The sequence below is a fragment of the Weissella kandleri genome, from assembly GCF_001438705.1.
Lineage (GTDB): Bacteria > Bacillota > Bacilli > Lactobacillales > Lactobacillaceae > Weissella > Weissella kandleri.
The window spans coordinates 63,904-80,946 of sequence record NZ_JQBP01000005.1 but is presented as its reverse complement, the minus strand read 5'-3'; the positions used below and the strand labels follow the sequence as shown (position 1 = coordinate 80,946).

Annotated in this window: 18 protein-coding genes; 1 reads left to right on the top strand and 17 read right to left on the bottom strand. The window is 40.9% G+C overall.

What is annotated here, in order from left to right; translation table 11 throughout:
• Positions 1 to 269: 269 nt before the first annotated feature.
• From IV73_RS05455 to IV73_RS05380, 16 genes are all read right to left on the bottom strand, one after another.
• A complete protein-coding gene (locus IV73_RS05455) occupies positions 270 to 2,441 on the bottom strand; it encodes an LTA synthase family protein (protein ID WP_057756013.1) in 2,172 nt (723 codons plus the stop codon).
• Positions 2,442 to 2,524: 83 nt separating this feature from the next.
• The gene (locus tag IV73_RS05450) at positions 2,525 to 2,770 is read right to left on the bottom strand and encodes a DUF1797 family protein (protein WP_057756011.1); all 246 of its coding nucleotides are present in this window, start codon (positions 2,768 to 2,770) and stop codon (positions 2,525 to 2,527) included.
• Positions 2,755 to 3,777 (bottom strand): lysylphosphatidylglycerol synthase transmembrane domain-containing protein, encoded by a 1,023-nt coding sequence (locus IV73_RS05445; protein WP_057756001.1) that lies wholly within the window; start codon positions 3,775 to 3,777, stop codon positions 2,755 to 2,757. Before IV73_RS05445 ends, IV73_RS05450 begins: the two co-directional genes overlap by 16 nt.
• Before the next feature lie 3 nt (positions 3,778 to 3,780).
• Complete coding sequence (locus IV73_RS05440; RefSeq protein WP_057755997.1) at positions 3,781 to 4,809, bottom strand: glycosyltransferase family 4 protein; 1,029 nt, start codon at positions 4,807 to 4,809, stop codon at positions 3,781 to 3,783.
• On the bottom strand, positions 4,809 to 6,050 hold the full coding sequence (locus IV73_RS05435) for a glycosyltransferase family 4 protein (RefSeq protein WP_057755994.1): 1,242 nt from the start codon (positions 6,048 to 6,050) through the stop codon (positions 4,809 to 4,811). Before IV73_RS05435 ends, IV73_RS05440 begins: the two co-directional genes overlap by 1 nt.
• A gap of 177 nt (positions 6,051 to 6,227) precedes the next feature.
• A complete protein-coding gene (locus IV73_RS05430) occupies positions 6,228 to 6,539 on the bottom strand; it encodes a hypothetical protein (RefSeq protein WP_057755991.1) in 312 nt (103 codons plus the stop codon).
• A gap of 1 nt (position 6,540) precedes the next feature.
• Positions 6,541 to 7,899: a phosphoglucosamine mutase gene (glmM, locus tag IV73_RS05425; RefSeq protein ID WP_057755984.1), complete on the bottom strand. Its 1,359-nt coding sequence runs from the start codon at positions 7,897 to 7,899 to the stop codon at positions 6,541 to 6,543.
• 43 nt (positions 7,900 to 7,942) lie between these two features.
• Complete coding sequence (locus IV73_RS05420) at positions 7,943 to 8,917, bottom strand: CdaR family protein (protein WP_057755982.1); 975 nt, start codon at positions 8,915 to 8,917, stop codon at positions 7,943 to 7,945.
• Position 8,918: 1 nt separating this feature from the next.
• Positions 8,919 to 9,743: a diadenylate cyclase CdaA gene (gene cdaA / locus IV73_RS05415; RefSeq protein WP_057755979.1), complete on the bottom strand. Its 825-nt coding sequence runs from the start codon at positions 9,741 to 9,743 to the stop codon at positions 8,919 to 8,921.
• Between the two features lie 9 nt (positions 9,744 to 9,752).
• On the bottom strand, positions 9,753 to 11,816 hold the full coding sequence (locus tag IV73_RS05410; protein WP_057755976.1) for a cation:proton antiporter: 2,064 nt from the start codon (positions 11,814 to 11,816) through the stop codon (positions 9,753 to 9,755).
• Between the two features lie 76 nt (positions 11,817 to 11,892).
• The gene (gene murB, locus IV73_RS05405) at positions 11,893 to 12,783 is read right to left on the bottom strand and encodes a UDP-N-acetylmuramate dehydrogenase (protein WP_057755970.1); all 891 of its coding nucleotides are present in this window, start codon (positions 12,781 to 12,783) and stop codon (positions 11,893 to 11,895) included.
• A gap of 9 nt (positions 12,784 to 12,792) precedes the next feature.
• Positions 12,793 to 13,326: a 3'-5' exonuclease gene (locus tag IV73_RS05400; RefSeq protein ID WP_057755967.1), complete on the bottom strand. Its 534-nt coding sequence runs from the start codon at positions 13,324 to 13,326 to the stop codon at positions 12,793 to 12,795.
• Entirely contained in the window at positions 13,327 to 13,839 is a 513-nt protein-coding gene (locus IV73_RS05395) for a GNAT family N-acetyltransferase (protein WP_057755964.1), read from the bottom strand. It abuts the gene before it with no gap.
• Positions 13,840 to 13,844: 5 nt separating this feature from the next.
• Entirely contained in the window at positions 13,845 to 14,309 is a 465-nt protein-coding gene (tsaE, locus tag IV73_RS05390) for a tRNA (adenosine(37)-N6)-threonylcarbamoyltransferase complex ATPase subunit type 1 TsaE (RefSeq protein ID WP_057755961.1), read from the bottom strand.
• A 153-nt stretch (positions 14,310 to 14,462) separates the two neighbouring features.
• Entirely contained in the window at positions 14,463 to 15,437 is a 975-nt protein-coding gene (pta, locus tag IV73_RS05385; protein ID WP_057755958.1) for a phosphate acetyltransferase, read from the bottom strand.
• Positions 15,438 to 15,536: 99 nt separating this feature from the next.
• On the bottom strand, positions 15,537 to 16,211 hold the full coding sequence (locus IV73_RS05380; RefSeq protein WP_057755956.1) for a uracil-DNA glycosylase: 675 nt from the start codon (positions 16,209 to 16,211) through the stop codon (positions 15,537 to 15,539).
• A 30-nt stretch (positions 16,212 to 16,241) separates the two neighbouring features.
• On the opposite strand from IV73_RS05380, the gene IV73_RS05375 reads away from it, so the two are divergent.
• On the top strand, positions 16,242 to 16,757 hold the full coding sequence (locus IV73_RS05375; RefSeq protein WP_057755955.1) for a hypothetical protein: 516 nt from the start codon (positions 16,242 to 16,244) through the stop codon (positions 16,755 to 16,757).
• A 76-nt stretch (positions 16,758 to 16,833) separates the two neighbouring features.
• Here the strand turns inward: IV73_RS05375 and IV73_RS05370 are convergent, their stop codons facing one another.
• Entirely contained in the window at positions 16,834 to 17,037 is a 204-nt protein-coding gene (locus tag IV73_RS05370) for a PspC domain-containing protein (protein ID WP_057755953.1), read from the bottom strand.
• Positions 17,038 to 17,043: the final 6 nt, after the last annotated feature.

Here is a 17,043-nt window from a genome sequence, read left to right as displayed (position 1 = left end):
AATGTTCTACTTGTTATCTCGTTGAGACAACTTTTATATAATACCAAGTAGCTAACCGGAAGTCAACCCTCAATATTTTTTAATTTATCAATCAAGAACTTTTCGCTCGCAATCAACTTTATTAATATACATCATCCCCGAATGTTCGTCAACTCCTAATATTAAAATGTTTATCCGAACAATTTCCAATACTCCATGGTCTCAAATAAAAAACGCGTCCGAGGATCTCCCCCAAACACGTTTAATACTCAATGATAGTTTACCAATAATTATTTATCGTGATCTGACCCATGCCCATTGAGAATAGATTCAGGTGTCGCGATATCCGTTGAATTTGTATTATCTTCACCGTCCTGTTTGCTCTGCCGGTCACCACCTAATTCAGGCGCATTCGTTTGATAAGCAAAAATATTACCATCATTTTGAGCAACGATACTTGTCTTATCTTTTTGGCTATGCTTTAGTTTCTTCATGCCAACACTCTTCTTATATGACAAGTCCTTGGTTTTATTCTTAGGCACATCTTGCTTATCTAAGAATCGTAATAAGTTTCCTTGCACAATTTTATCCGAGCTTCTTAATGAAGTTTCGACATACTTATTAGCAGCATCAATGGCTACCTTAGCGCGCGGATCACTCTTTGGATCAATCTTGGTTCCCGTCGCGGTCACATAATAGTTTGATCCATATTTGGTGTATTCACTACTTACCCAATTTCCATTGCGGAACGGGACAATTTGTTTATTTTGATCTGAAAACAAATCTTGACCAAAGCCGACCAAATGCGAATCCTGAATTCCCAAAAGCCCTAATAAGGTTGGCATCACATCAATTTCACCACCATACGTATGGTTAATACCTCCTTGCATTCCTGGTACTCGAATCATCAAAGGTACCTTCTGCCAGTTCGCTAAGTCCAAAGGCGTCAATTCCTTCTTACCAATTAATTTGGCAATAGCATCCTTATGGTTATCTGAAATTCCATAATGATCACCATACAAAACAACCATCGAATTATCCCACAAACCACTATCTTTTAAGTTTTGTTCAAATTCGCCAAAAGCTTGATCGAGATAACGCGCCGTTTGGACGTAACCATCAACAGTTTTATCATTCGTATTTGTCTTATTAATCGAAATATTTTTATCATCAAGGTCATATGGATAATGATTAGTAACCGTAATGACCTTCGAATAAAACGGTTGCGGCAACTGTTGCATATAATTAGCCGTATCTTTCAAGAAAATCTTATCCTTCATTCCGTAACCGACATTATAATCAGGATTATCAGCATTCTGATAATAAGCCTTCGAGAAGAAGTAATCATAACCCCAATTTTTATAGGTGTTATCTCGATTCCAAAATGAACCTACATCCCCATGGAAAGCTGCTGAAGTATAATTACCTTCTTGTTTCAATAAAGCTGGCATCGCTTGGAACGTATTATTGGTTCCATAATTGGTCATGGCCGACCCAGATGAAGTCCCAAAGAGCGAAGTTTCAAGCATTAACTCCGCATCGGCCGTTTTACCTTGACCAACTTCATTATAAAAATTATCAAAGGCTGTTGTATTTTGATCATGATAAAAAGCGTTTAAATTCGGCGTAACTTCTTGTCCTTCCCACCGATAATCTAACAGGAATTGTTGGAATGACTCCAAATGGAAGATAATCACGTTCTTCCCCTTAGCTTGACCGTAAGTCGCACTATTAGCCAAAGTTTTATTCGAATTCACAAATTGCTTAATTTGGTCCAAATCAGACGCTTTCGCCTGTTTCACTTCATTTGCCTGTTCATGTGTTTTAACTAAATTATAAGCTGCGTATTCATTTAATCCTAAATACTTAACAATATAATTATTATCAAATGTCCGCGTTAATAATCCTGAACGGTCCTTAGAGGCAACACCAAAGAACGCTCCCATTAAAACAATGCCTAGAATCGTTATTAACATTGCCACCCGTCGCGGAACCCGCATCGGATCAATTTTAATCCAATGAACCGCCAATAAAATTATTAAAATAATAATATCCAAAAAGACCAAAAAGTCAGACGGCTGAATAATCCCATTAATCGCTTTTTCCAAACTTAAAGAACCACTAGTTTTTGCGATATTTAACGAAATAAAATCCGTGAATTCACGGTAATAGAGCATGTTCGCAAACAACCATGCACTTTGAATAAAATTCATCAAAATCATCAACCAGTAAGAAATTTTACCACGGAAATACAAAGCTATTCCAAATAAAATAATTGCTGTTGGTAATGGATTAACTACTAACAAAAATTGTTGCAGGACTCCTTTTGCCCCTAAACTAAAGGCCGTTTGATATGCCCAGTACGTTTTTAAAGTAATTAAAAAAACGGAAAGTATAAAAAAGCCAACGACGGAATTAAAATCCGGCCACCACTTCTTAAGTTTAGTCATAACACGTTGCATGACATTCTCCTTCAAATCATATTTAAATTAAACATATTACATACAGTATACAAGATTTTTTAATCAATTAACTTGATTTCATCTTAAAAGGCCAATTTAAAAGCAGCAATACATTCGTATATTTCTACTGCTAAAGCATTTAAATCATCAAAAACAAAACTCTGACGACTGCCATGTTCAAACAACCCATAAGTACAATCGACTTGATCATATGTGACCGTAACCACAGTTATCCCATATAAATCAAAATTTCGAACTTGAAAAGGACCCGTTACATCATTTCGCATTGCACTCAAACGCTGTACAATTTGCACTAACTCATTCTGCATTGTTTCTTCCTAATCCTTGGTAAATTAAATGCTAAAATTCCTGCAAACATCCCAAAATAATAAGTAATTAAACGCCAAATTAACATTGCTAAGACTAACGCCCCTGAATTGGGTAGGAAACTGGCAAATAACATTGCAAAACCAGCTTCGGCTCCACCAGAGCCCCCAGGAATCGGAAACAATGATATCACCATGACAATCAAGATATGTAAGGCCATCACAAAAATCAAATTAGTGTGTACTTGCCCCAATGCCAACAAGATAAAATATGGAATTGCATAATAAAATAGCAATTGCAAGAAAGTGGCTAAGACTACCTTCCCGAGAGTTTTAAAATCATGCCCCATTCGGACACTTTCTTTATGGAAATTATCCATTTTGTCTTGTAAAAGACTCAACCAATCAGTATAGCGTTTAGGGCTAAACCATTTCACCGGAACAAGGCATAACCGCACTAAACGATCGGTCAAAGTCGGCCAATACATCACTAATAGCAAAGAGCTAACTACAAATAAATGAATCACAAAGCCAAATATCACTAACCAAGCCATTTGATGCAAGTGCGCTTGTAAGTAATTATAGCCAATAATTAAAGCTCCAATAAAATTAACAACAATCATCGCTTGATACACAATGAATTTCATTAATAAAATCGAACTAGCCCGACCAATATCGATTCCTGCACGGACCAGCATAATTAACTGCATTGGCTGTCCACCACTCGAAAACGGCGTAATTCCATTCCCTAATTGTTCAACTAAGGGCACCCGAATAGCATTATCCCAACTGATGGTTTCTTGTTTTGAATCAACAAGTATTTTGACAACTACTGCTTCAAGAAGCAAATAAATCACCATGGCCAATACGGCTACTAAGACCCAGCCCCACTTAAGAGTAGCGAGTGAGCTTTGTAAATCAGCGGAGTTAACACCTCGCATCGACCACCAAAGAATGCCACCACCCAATAGCAGCATGATAATAAACACCCATGTATTTTTTCGTGACATTTACTATTTTCTCCCTTTAGCCGCCTGTTCAGGATAAAAGGCCGCCCAAATTTGACCAACATTCCGCTTAGAATAACGCTCCGAAGCTGCCAGAGCTGCATCACCCAATTCTTGGCGTAAGGATTCATCTTGTGCCAAACGGTTCAACTGGACTTGCATATCATCACGATCTTTCGCCGGCAAATAATATCCAACTAAAATAGATTTATACAAATCCAAATCACGCAAAATCGTTGGGATCCCGACACTAAAAGCCTCCAAGGCTGACATCGGGAAAAGCTCATTATAACTTGGCAATAAAAAGACATCGGCTAAATTATAGTAATCATTCATCGTATCGCGTTCAACGATTCCTGGAAAATGTAAGTTTTTCGGCGGATTATCGACAATTTGCTTGAGTTGCTCATAACCGGCGGTAATATTTCCAAATGAAAAACCGCCCGCCCAGACAAATTGCCATTGCGGATTTCGCTTAGCTAATTCGACAAAATCAAACACACCCTTTCGTTCTTGTACTTGCCCAACACCTAAAACAATAAAATCATCAGTGTTAAATCCTAAACGGGTCCGGATGGCTTGCTTTTCAGCAGGTTTTTTCTTAAAAAAGCTTTCCTTTGCGACAAAATTAGGGATGTACTGAATTTTTTCTTCTGAAATACCATAATTGGCCAATTTTGGAATAAATGTCGGATTGACCACTACAATTTGGTCCATCCGTCGGTAAAACGCAATTACATACTTATAAAAGATTTTTTTGATGGGACCCCATAATTTAACGGATCCTTCCAAAGTCTCCGGCAAAAAATGTACATAACCCACTTTGCGACCACGACCAGGTAAAAAGGTGCTCAAATAAAATTTCAAGTCAATGGTATGGTAATGACTGACATCCGTACGCCCTAACCGGTTAAACTGCAGTTCAAATTGATCGGCATACTGCGTTTGTAACAAATTAATTAATTCGCGATAAGCTGAACCAACCCCCTGACCGGGAACCGTTTCTGCTGATGAGAACATCGTTATTTTCAGCATTATTTATCCTTTCTAAACCATGATGGTCGTTCGAAAATGCGCGCATATTCCGCATCGGAATCGGCAATTTCATCCAAATCTTCTTCATGATAAACTGCGATGGCCTCTTGATAAAAAGCAACGATGCGTTTGCCAAACGTCCGCTCATCGATTTCATGCAAAATTTGCTGGCGCACAGCTGGATTACCAACCGTTTGCTGATTTTGCTTTGCTAACAGATAAGCTTTGAGCGGCTGCGTCAATTCATCAGGTGTATCCACTAAAGTTCCGACATTCGGGTCTGTCACAATGGTGTCCAAATAAGGACTGTGCATCGCAACAACTGGCGTATCTGCCGACATCGCTTCAATATACGTAAGCCCTTGGGTTTCACTTTCTGATGCTGAAATAAACGCATCGGCTAAACGATAGTAGCTATATGCTTCTTCATGCTCCACATAACCTGTAAAAATCACTTGATCCATAATTTCTAAGGCCGTAGCATGATTATGAATAGCCTCTTCCGCTGGCCCATCTCCCGCAATAATTAAACGCGCGTTGGGCAAATCAGCTAAGATTTCAGTAAAACTCTCTAAAACTGCTTCAATATTCTTTTCAAAGGCAATTCGTCCTAAATACAAGACAACTGGACTATCAACATCGATCCCCAAACGTTTCCGCAAAGCTACACTTTGATTCTCATTTACATCATGGGCGACTTTCACCCCCGTCGGAATAATCTCAATAGGGACTTTAATTCCATAATCTATCAATTGAGTCCGCGTTTGTTCGGAAGGAGCCACAAGCCCGGTTAAACCACGGGTATAACCCCGTAAGATAACCTTGACACTCCCTGGCTTAATAATCCGCCCATTAAAAATATAATGGGTATAATCTTCATAGTTTGTATGATAGGTATGTACAACCGGAATATGTAAATTTCGCGCGACAGATTTACCAAAAAGGCCTAGTGAAAATTCAGTCTGCGTATGAACAATATCTAAATTTATTTTTTTAGAAATTTCTTGCGCCGCAATCGCCCCACGATAAGTCACGCGGCGTTCTTTAAATCCAACGAAGGGCACACTCGCAAAACGGTACACATTCGGCTCAGCTACATTTTCAGGGACGTTGGGGTCCGTAGACGTAAAAATATAAACCTGATGACCCAACCGTTCTAACTGATTTTTCAAAGTTTCAATTGATGTTGAAACCCCCGACAGCTGCGGTAAATATGTATCTGTAAAAATTCCAACATTCATATCTGAATCCTCCATTGCGCACGTTAATTATCCCTCCATCATAACAAATTTAAACTCTGATTTCACGGTTAACGTTTGTATTATACCCTGCCAAGCTTAACGTTAAGTTTAAATTCAACAAAAAAACGGTCAAAATTGACCGTCTCTGCTTAATTTTTTAATTATGCTGAATGCAACTTAAGAAAGCTGATTTTCTTGCAGGATCTTACCAATCACCGCGTCCATCTCAGCGGTCTTAGTCCATTCAATCCATTCCGGAATGGCAACTTGCGCATAGATATGAAAATTATCGTTCACATATTTTTCATAGATTTCCACATTTCGTGAATGCGGAATATTAATTTTCATAATCCGAACTTCTCTAATCATACCTTGTTCGGCAGCATACTCAGCCTGACCATTATGCAACAAGTTCCCAATTTCACGGTACTTTGTGCCATCATTGCGTGTAATTTCCTCAACGATATCAAAGGCCTGATAATCTGCCATTTTATTCTACTCCAACCTCTGCTTGCACTACCTCCACAATTCGGTCAACATAGATACTAACCGCTTCCGGTGTCGCCGCTTCCGCCATCACGCGCAAAAGGTTTTGGGTTCCAGAAGGGCGCACAAGGACTCGACCTTCACCACCCATCTCAGATTCGACTTCAGCGATAACTGTTTTAATGGCCTCATTTTCAAGGGCCGCTTTTTTATCCTGTACCTTAATATTGACCAACTTTTGCGGATAAATAGTCACCTCGTCTGCTAATTCAGAAAGCTTTTTACCGGTCATCTTCATGACTGAAAGCAATTGAAGCGCAGTTAACATTCCATCCCCCGTTGTCGCCCAATCCAAGAATACCACGTGACCAGATTGCTCACCACCAACGTTATAACCCGACTTCAACATTTCTTCAACTACGTACCGATCACCAACGGCCGTCTTAACCGACGCCATTCCGTTCGCTTCAAGCGCCTTATACATTCCAATATTAGACATCACTGTCGTAACCACTGTATCTTGCTTCAACCGTCCGTTTTTATGCAAAAACTTTCCGGTAATAAACATAATTTTATCGCCATCAACAATCTTTCCATTTTCATCAACCGCAATCAACCGATCACCATCTCCGTCAAAAGCCAGCCCAACTTGCGCTTGTTGTTCAACGACAAACTTAGCCAACGCTTCGGGATGCGTCGATCCAACCTCTTGGTTAATGTTTAATCCATCGGGGTTGGTAGCCATCGTAATAAAATCAGCTTGTTCATCGGCAAATAAACTTGAAACCAAGCCACTAGTAGCACCGTTGGCCGCGTCAATCGCAATCCGCATTCCTGATAAATCGGTTGGAATCGTTGTTTGCAAAAAGGCTAAATACTTTGATGTTCCCACTGGGAAATCAGTCACCGTTCCCAAACCATCAGCTGAAGGCCGTGGAAGCGTGTCTTCTACTTGATCCAGCAGCGCTTCAATCTCACCTTCAATTTCATCCGACAGCTTAAACCCATCCGCTCCAAATAACTTGATTCCATTATCTTCCGCTGGATTATGTGAGGCCGTAATTTGTGCCCCAGCATCAGCTTGATCAGCCCGAACTAAATAAGCAACTCCTGGTGTTGAAATTACACCTAATTTCAACACTTCAATTCCAATTGAAAGGAAACCGGCCACCAAAGCGCTCTCTAACATTTCACCAGAAATCCGCGTATCGCGTCCGACTAACACGCGTGGTCGCCGCCCCTTCGCATGTTTCGTCAAAACAGCTCCAGCAAAACGTCCTACCCGGAATGCTAATTCGGGGGTCAATTCTTGATTGGCAATTCCTCGCACGCCATCAGTTCCAAAATAGTGTAATTCTGTCATAGTCTTGCTCCTTTAGTTTAATCATCATATTCATTTATAGCAATTAAGATGCATTAGGGGTGATTGTCACCACAATACTACCAGGATCAATTGAAACCCCATCTGGTACTGGCAACTTCAAATTTTGCATAGTCTCCACATTAATATTAGACAAATCAACGGGGACATCGATACTCTTAATACGACTAATTTGTTCCGCATCACCACTGATCTTAGCCTCATTGACATCCGCTGTCACTGTAAATTGACTGGAATCACCATTTTTTGGCTTTAAATTAATTGGAATTTGTTTGGCCCCTTTCCCAGCTGTCACGGGAATCTTAACATAAGCTTCAGCAGGCGAAATTGTTACATTCACTACATTACCATTAATATCGAGCGCTTGTAAATTCACCTTTTTACTAATTGTACTTTTAACATTAGAATCCAATTGAACATTGGCCACGACCTTAGCCACAGAAGCCACCGCCTTTGGTGAACCAATCACCTGTGCACTCGTGACACTTGATGTTACATCGCCAACTTCATACCCAGCTGCAATCGCCGTCTTATTATAAGTGGTTTGAACATCAAAATTCTTCACCGCCCGGCGATAAATATTGACATCCACAGTTTCTTGACTCAATTTATAAGCTAAATCTTTATTCAAGCCACTTACTTTCAAAGTGATTTTATGAGGACCTTCCGACAAGCCCTTTAAATTTGCGTAGACTTGAAAATTTTTCGTATTAACGGCTGTTGTTACCAAAGCAGAAGAACCGGTTAACTTCACATCCAACATTTCCGGCACCCCAGTCACAATGTATTCATTCATATCAATCCCTGATAACTGAACTGGAACGGTAGTGGTTATCGTTTTTTGCATCCCAATCCCCACAATACCTGCAACATTTTGCTTCGTATCACTAACTTTTGTGGTTTTACTAGGTGTGGTTCCATCAACATACGCGGCCAACAAAATCGCCATGATTAATGAAAATACTAAATAAAATAATTTTTGTCGATTCATTCGAAACATCTTAATGCTCCTTTCGCTTAAACCATGAAGCAAAGAAAAGCCGGTCGGCCCATGACGTTTTCTGTTCATTGCTAACTAGATGCACTTCCAAGTACTTCAAAAAATCTTCATGGGTTAAATCTTGCATTAGTTCTGAATTTCGCGTAATAGTGATGCCTCCTGTTTCTTCCGAGACAATAATCGTTAATGCATCCGTTACTTCCGAAATCCCAACTCCCGCGCGATGCCTTGTTCCCAAAGCCTTGGGAATCGTCGGATTATCTGATAATGGCAAATAAGCCGCCGCAACTGCGACCCGGTCATCTTTAATAATCACCGCTCCATCGTGTAATGGCGTATTAGGAATAAAGGTATTAATCAATAAAGCGCTGGAAACCACCGCATCAATTGAAATCCCAGTCTCAATGTATTCCTCTAACCCGGTATCCATTTCAATAGTAATTAAAGCTCCAATTTTACGCTTCGACATATATTGAACCGCATCATCTAGTTGTTCAACTAATCGCACTCCTTCTTGGTTAGCTTGCACCTTAAAGAACTGCGAACGGCCTAGATGCTCCAAGCCTCGTCGAATTTCGGGCTGAAACACAATGACCAACATAATGGCTCCCCAGTTAATAATTTGATCGGTTAACCATGAAATCACGGTTAACCCGACATACATAGCGACTAATTTAACGACAATTAAAATCGCCACCCCGCGAATTAACGTAAAGGCTTTGGTGCCCTGCATCAACCGCATTAATTGATATAAGATATACCACACTAAGATGATGTCCAGTAACCGAACAAAATTAATGCTACTTATAAATGTTGAAAAATTCATGCGTTCCTCCTAGTGTGTTTCATCGGCTAATAAACCCGCCTCCGTGTAATTGATGGTTTGTCTTAGTTGGAGTGCCATCTCAAAGCTAATAAAATGAGCTTCTAATAAATGTTGAATCGCTTCACGTTGAGCCGTTAAGCCCGCCATTTCAACAATTAATCGTTCTTGGTGGGCTTTTTGATCCCGTTTAGACCAAGAAACTTGAACCATTTGTAAATTATACTCGTAGGCCACCATCACATTATGCACAACTTGCTGATTTCGCTGCAAGTACTTTTTAGGCTGGGATTCCACATATTTTTTAGCAGCAGCTAAGCCCGCCTCGTTTTCAGCCTGCTGCGCGCGTTTCATCTGCGTGCGAATCGTTTGATCATCTTCGTCGGTCATCCAAATCCGAACCGCTCGAAATATCATTAATGTCAAATGATGCAGTCGGGCGCCAAATTTTAAATAACCATGCCGTTTCACCATTTGTTCAAGATTATCTTGAATTCGTGCAATCCGTTGGGCTTCATTAGAATAAACAAAATCAGAAATTTGTCTGCGCTTCAGCAATTGTTTCAAAGCATCATTTTCAGCTATTAAGCAGGTTTTTCGTAACTGCACTTCCGCTTCTAACATGGGATTGAGCATTTCCGTATTCATATTTTCTAACTGCAACTGTCGAATTTTAGTATGGTAACGGGCTAAGACCGCATAAACCAAGTTTTGATTATCAATATTGCGGGCTTGTTCTAATTCACGCACCGCCGACTGCAAAATATAAATCTGTGCCCGTGGCTCCGTCATGTGCTGCACCACCCGTTTGGCCTTTTTGGGCTGTGCCTTTTGCGTTTGTCTTGCTAACAGTGGAACACCCACCAATGCCATCACGAGTGAAATAATGATAACCGTCGCCGCGATAAATAACACAATCCCGCGGGCTGGAAACGGTGTTTCGCCATCTGATAGAACAGTTGGAATCGATAAAACTCCAGCCATCGTCACGGCTCCTCGTACTCCTACAAGTCCAGACATGAACGCCATTTTGAAATCAGGGTGTTCATCTTTATTTTGATAATAGCGCCACCACTGATTCAAATAGGTCCAAACCACACGAATCGCAAAAATAACCATCCACGTTATCAGGGCATACCAGAAAAGCATTGGTAAAGCGAGCTTACCAGTTACACCTACAAAGGCTCCCATTGCTACCGGTAATTCAATCCCTAACAGGACAAAAATAATCCCGTTCAATAAGTATCCTAGGATATCCCAGGTTTGATGTCCAACCATCTGAATTTCACCAGTATAATTTACATTATTTTTAGTATTTAAGTTCCCTATCACTGCGCCGACCACAACCGCAATAACCCCGGAGGCGTGAAAATGTTCTGCCACTAAATACATCATCAAGGGACTAAAAATCTGCAAAACAACTACAAAAAAAGCGTCATGAATCCTCCGACTAGCAATGAATTCCAAAATGGTGTTAAACAAAATAGCCAACACTGCGCCAATTAACGCGCCAATTAACGAAGTGTAAAAGAACTCACCCGTCGCTTGCCAAACAGAAAAAGTTCCCGTCACAGTCGCTGCTAACGCGACTTTAAATATTACTAGTCCACTGGCGTCATTGATTAAACTTTCACCAGCAACTAAATGCAATAAACGTTCCGGCAACTTCGTCCCCTGGGCAATCGCTTGCACTGCAACTGGATCAGTTGGTGACAAGATGGCCGCTAAAGCAAATGAAACCGCGAGGGATAATTCAGGCACAAGCGAATAGATGGCAACCCCCCCAATTAAAGTCGTAATAATAACTAGAATAATTGCATTACTAAAAATGGGTCCTTTTAACGCCCACATTTCACGTTTGGGAAATCGCCATGCATCTGAATACAATAATGGTGCCACAAAGAGCAACAGAAACCAACTCGTATCTAAGGTAATTTGCACCTTAAAAACCGTCGCTAAGATGACTCCTAAGCCTATTTCAATCAAGCTAACTGGCAAATCCTTAATTAAATGGGAAATTAAATTTCCTAATAAGACCACCCCTAATAGAACTATTCCGACCTCAACCAATCCCATCGCACTCCTCCGAAAATTTTTATTTTTTCGCTATCATTGTTTATTTAAACGCGCTTGTCACCACCAACCCTTTGTTTTATTCACCTAAAATCCGAACTTCTGTCTCTAATTGCACACCAAATTTTTCTTGCACTACGGCTTGTACATGTCGAATTACCTGAATATATTCATGAGCGGATGCATGATTAACATTAACAATGAAACCAGCATGCTTTTTTGAAACTTGTGCACCGCCAATAGTATATCCTTGTAACCCAGCATCCATGATCAACTTACCAGCATAATACCCTTCTGGTCGTTTAAAGGTCGATCCGCAAGAGGGATATTCCAACGGTTGCTTAGAAGCCCGTCGTGTATTATAGTCTTCCATTTTAGCTTCAATTTCAGCATATTGACCTAGCGTTAGTTTAAAAGTGGCATCTAAAATAATGTCACCCGTCTCTTGAATTAAGGAATGCCGATACCCAAACTCTAACTCGGTTCCTTGATACGTTTTGATCTTTAAGTCTGGGGTTAAAACGGTCACGGACTGTAGCCATTCTGCGACTTGTCCGCCGTATGCGCCCGCGTTCATATAAACGGCTCCACCAACCGAACCTGGAATACCGGCAGCCCACTCAATTCCACTTAATTGTGCTTTCAACGCTGCATTTGTAACCGCAATTAAAGCACTCCCAGCCTGGGCCGTAATTAATTGATTATGAACCTTCACCTCGGTAAAATGCGTTAAAAAGATCACTAAACCTGGCAGACCTTCGTCACCAATCACCAAATTCGAGGCATTTCCTAAAACCGTCACCGGCATATTATTCTCTTGCGCCACTGATAAAACATCTTCCAAAGCCGTCAAATCTTGGGGCCAAAAGACCCAATCCGCTGGTCCACCGACTTGTGTATTGGTGAATTCGGCCAAAGGAACTGCTTCTTGAATTTGATAGCCCGGAAATTTCGCTTTTAAATTTACCATGTTCTTCTCCTAAATCATTTTGGCAAACGGTTTTACTTGTTCCACCCCAAATTGGTCAACTTCTTGTAATAAGATTTGTGCTGCCGCTCGCGTATCATCTAAAGCATGATGATGATGTGGCAAAGAAATATTTAAAGCATCTGCAACCGTATTTAATTTGTGATTAACTAAATGGGGGTACAATTTGCGGGATGTCTGGACGGTATCTAACGTTAAATAATGGGGCGCTGGAATATGATAATTTTCTAAAGTCGCTTTTAAGACCGCGTTATCAAATGCTGCATTATGGGCGACGACTAACTGATTTGTAGTATAAAATTGCTCAATCACCGGCCAAACCTCTGAAAATAACGGGGCATCAACGACATCCGTCGGGTGAATGCCATGGATTTTAATATTAAAAGGGTTAAACTCCATTTGAGGATTCACCAAAGTATAAAATTCATCCGCCACCTGATTATCACGCACCACTACTACAGCCATAGACACGGCACTGGCGCGTTTCGCACTAGCTGTTTCAAAATCCATTGCAATAAAATTCATTTATGTTTCAACCTCCCAATCCATATCATAGGCCGACACTTGCTGTTGTTGTCCGTCTAAAACCAACTGCTCACTATTTGGAATCCGGACAAAGCCCAGCTTGGCATAGAGTTTTTGCGCGGGTTGATTACGTTCTTGCACGGTTAAACGAACGTGTTTAGCTACCGAATAATTAATCACCCAATCTAACGCTTCAGCCAGCAAAGCTTGACCCAAGCCTTGCCGTTGATAGCGTGCCTGCACAACAACTCCAATTTCGAGCGTTTCTGCTAAATTAGGCCAAGGCGCTAACGTTACCATGCCACCAACTTCATGCTGTGCATTAATTAAAAGCAACATTAAATAATCTTCGCGCACCGCCATCTGTTCCAAACTAGGGCCTAATTGCGCCGCCGTAATTTGTGCTAAATCTTGTTGCATGACAAAAAACGGGCTCTCTTGCTGAGCCTGTTTTAAAAATTGCAAAATAGCGGGTGCATACTGCGCTGTTGCTACCTCTAACCAAAAATCCATAATATTTATCCAATCTGATTAACAAGTTTTTGCAGTCGTGGCGTTGAGCCTGTTAGCTCAATTTGCCGCTGCTGACCACTATCATCTCCAAGGATTCGGCTAAGATTGACCGTAATAACGGCATTAGGCAATAAATTCATAATAAATTCAGGCCACTCAACTAAAGCAACCCCATCGCCACCTAAATACTCTTCTAACCCAATTTCATCGGATCCACCCTCTTCACCTAAACGATAAACGTCCAAATGATATAAAGGATACCGCGGTGTTTGATACTCGCGCACCAAAGTAAATGTGGGACTTTTGAGAGGGCGTTTAATCCCTAACGCACGCGCAAAACCTTGCGTAAACGTTGTCTTACCTGCCCCTAAATCTCCATTTAATATAATTGTATCACCGGCAGCTACCAACTGGGCCAGCTGCGTAGCGATTGCTTGCGTTTCTTCAACTGTGTGTACTATTTTTTTCATAACATAATTATAGCATTTTAACCAATGGGAACAAAGTATTCCCCACTGAAACAACGTCCTAAAAACAATGTCCACCGTATACAAAAAACAAGTCGTCCCACCTGGAACAACTTGTTTACAGTTGATTGTATTATGAAATTTTATAAAAAGAGCTTACAATGCTTGAGCCGCTGTAATAATTGCGGTCTTATATACATCTTCTTCGTTGGCCCCACGTGACAAGTCCGAAACCGGAGCAGCCAAACCTTGCAAAATCGGACCAATGGCTTCAAAACCACCAAAACGTTGGGCAATCTTATAGCCAATGTTTCCTGACTGCAAATCAGGGAAGACAAAGACATTCGCATGCCCAGCTACCTTTGAATCGGGTGCCTTAGAAGCGGCCACCCTTTCAACAAAGGCGGCATCAAATTGTAATTCACCATCTACCGCTAATTCAGGATCCATCTGATGGGCCAACTTAGTTGCTTCAACGACCTTATCAACTTGCGGTGCTTTAGCAGAACCCTTCGTTGAAAATGATAACATTGCTACCTTGGGGTCAATCCCAAAAATCTTGGCGGTCTTGGCTGATTGAATAGCCACTTCAGCCATCGTTTGGGCGTCTAAATCAATATTGATGGCCGCATCAGCGAAAATATACCGCTCATCCCCACGTTGCATCACAAATGAACCCGAAATCCGCTTTGAACCTGGGACAGTCTTGATAATTTGCAAAGCCGGCCGGACAGTATCACCCGTTGGATGGGTGGCACCAGAGACCATTCCATCAGCTTTTTTCATATAAACGAGCATCGTTCCAAAATAATTAACATCTTGAAGCCACTTAGACGCAGTTGACGCATCCGTCTTACCATTCCGACGCTCAACTAAAGCCGAAATCATAGCATCCATTTCCTTCACTGGATACAACTTAGGATCAATAATTTTAACTCCCGTCAAATCATTTTGTTCAGCTTGCGCCACAGCTTCAATTTCAGCTTGGTCCCCCAACAAAATTGGTTGTGCCAAATGATCGGCAACTAAACGAACCGCCGCTCCTTGAATCCGCTGATCTGCTCCCTCAGGGAAAACCAATGTCTTCCCCTGATTTTTTACTTGGTTTGCGAGTTGTTCAAAAAGTTCCATGTTTTCTCCTTCAATTCTGCTCGTTTTATTTTATAATTAATGTTAGCGATTACAGTATATATTATCGCAAAAATCAAAATTTTAACAAGCACTTTTTAACTAGCCCCAATTAATCACCGGCATGGAACGTTGTGCTAAATACTGATTAGTATGAAAAAAAGGCTGGCTGCCAAAAAAGCCCCGGTACGCCGACAATGGACTTGGATGCGGTGCAGTTAAAATTAATTGCTGGGTATTCGCAATTAATTGCGCTTTGGCTTGAGCTGGCTTTCCCCATAATAAATACACCATGGGGCGCGTTTGCTGTCCTAAAATGTTAATGACCGCATCCGTCAATCTTTCCCAGCCTTGCTTAGCATGTCCATTTCGAACGCCGGCAGGAACCGTTAAAACAGTGTTTAATAACAGCACGCCTTGTTGTGCCCAATCCGTTAAATCCCCATTGGTTCGCAAAGGAGTCCCCTGATCTTGTGCTAATTCTTGAAAAATATTGCGCAAAGATGGCGGTAACCTTTGTCCTGCTGGCACTGAAAAACTGAGTCCCATTGCTTGGTGCGGATTGGGATACGGATCTTGCCCTAATAAAACCACATGCGTTTTGGCCAATGGGGTTAATGTGAACGCCCGAAATATTTGCGCAATGGGCGGATAAACCACCCCGTTTTGATAACTTTCCGTAATTAAATGATCAATGTGCTGCCAGTCATCGGCGCTCAACAACGCATCCAATGGTTCCCACCAATCAGTATGCCTTAATGTTTGTAAATTATCCATCTTATCCTCATTTCTAAAGGAGTCTTTATTATGCAAACTTTCTTAATTTACCCTTATTATACACGCCAAAACCAAAGAACATTTGCCATTGTAAATCAAAATCAGCAAATAAAATATTGGGTAACCCGCTATCAAACGTCTGGTAATTGCCGGATCAATGACGATCAAGCACAAACCATTGCCAGTATTTATGCCACTGACCACTACCTTTGGCCAAATTTTAAAATACAAACGCAGCAACAGACAGTCCGTGGTTATAATCTCAGCCCCTCTAACCAACCATTCTACTTGATATGGCGTTTTGGTTGGTGGATTCGTCTAAAGCCCCAAACACAAACTTATCATTTTTATCGAGGCTTCCAGCTCATTGCTAGTGCACAACCCAATGCCAAAGGGATTTTACAAGTCACCATCCATCAAAGCGCGCCATTACCGACTATTTTTATGCTCATTATTTTTTTAGACCATGTTCAAAAAATCGAAATCCTTAGCCCGGATCGCAAGTGGCAACCGCAAATTCAAACCACTACCACACCTCATCCTTAAAGCTAATTCATATTATTGATTAACAGACCATTATAAAAGCCAAGCCTACTTGAACGTCGACTTGGCTTTAATTGGTTTACTTGTAGTAGGGCGCCTTAGGAATAATTAACATGGCGATCAAATAAATTATCACTCCAGGGAAGAACCCCGTCATTGCCACAAAAATGGCGAAAATCAACCGTACAATTTGAGAATTCCAACCAAAATACTCTGAAATCCCACCTAACACACCACTCAAGACTTGATCATCATGTGACCGATACACTTTTTGATTATTCATAACTAT

Coding starts and splice junctions, on each gene's coding strand:
- IV73_RS05455 (WP_057756013.1), bottom strand. CDS start 2,441: ATGCAACGTGTTATGACTAAACTTAAGAAGTGGTGGCCGGATTTTAAT.
- IV73_RS05450 (WP_057756011.1), bottom strand. CDS start 2,770: ATGCAGAATGAGTTAGTGCAAATTGTACAGCGTTTGAGTGCAATGCGA.
- IV73_RS05445 (WP_057756001.1), bottom strand. CDS start 3,777: ATGTCACGAAAAAATACATGGGTGTTTATTATCATGCTGCTATTGGGT.
- IV73_RS05440 (WP_057755997.1), bottom strand. CDS start 4,809: ATGCTGAAAATAACGATGTTCTCATCAGCAGAAACGGTTCCCGGTCAG.
- IV73_RS05435 (WP_057755994.1), bottom strand. CDS start 6,050: ATGAATGTTGGAATTTTTACAGATACATATTTACCGCAGCTGTCGGGG.
- IV73_RS05430 (WP_057755991.1), bottom strand. CDS start 6,539: ATGGCAGATTATCAGGCCTTTGATATCGTTGAGGAAATTACACGCAAT.
- glmM (WP_057755984.1), bottom strand. CDS start 7,899: ATGACAGAATTACACTATTTTGGAACTGATGGCGTGCGAGGAATTGCC.
- IV73_RS05420 (WP_057755982.1), bottom strand. CDS start 8,917: ATGTTTCGAATGAATCGACAAAAATTATTTTATTTAGTATTTTCATTA.
- cdaA (WP_057755979.1), bottom strand. CDS start 9,743: ATGAATTTTTCAACATTTATAAGTAGCATTAATTTTGTTCGGTTACTG.
- IV73_RS05410 (WP_057755976.1), bottom strand. CDS start 11,816: ATGGGATTGGTTGAGGTCGGAATAGTTCTATTAGGGGTGGTCTTATTA.
- murB (WP_057755970.1), bottom strand. CDS start 12,783: ATGGTAAATTTAAAAGCGAAATTTCCGGGCTATCAAATTCAAGAAGCA.
- IV73_RS05400 (WP_057755967.1), bottom strand. CDS start 13,326: ATGAATTTTATTGCAATGGATTTTGAAACAGCTAGTGCGAAACGCGCC.
- IV73_RS05395 (WP_057755964.1), bottom strand. CDS start 13,839: ATGGATTTTTGGTTAGAGGTAGCAACAGCGCAGTATGCACCCGCTATT.
- tsaE (WP_057755961.1), bottom strand. CDS start 14,309: ATGAAAAAAATAGTACACACAGTTGAAGAAACGCAAGCAATCGCTACG.
- pta (WP_057755958.1), bottom strand. CDS start 15,437: ATGGAACTTTTTGAACAACTCGCAAACCAAGTAAAAAATCAGGGGAAG.
- IV73_RS05380 (WP_057755956.1), bottom strand. CDS start 16,211: ATGGATAATTTACAAACATTAAGGCATACTGATTGGTGGGAACCATTG.
- IV73_RS05375 (WP_057755955.1), top strand. CDS start 16,242: ATGCAAACTTTCTTAATTTACCCTTATTATACACGCCAAAACCAAAGA.
- IV73_RS05370 (WP_057755953.1), bottom strand. CDS start 17,037: ATGAATAATCAAAAAGTGTATCGGTCACATGATGATCAAGTCTTGAGT.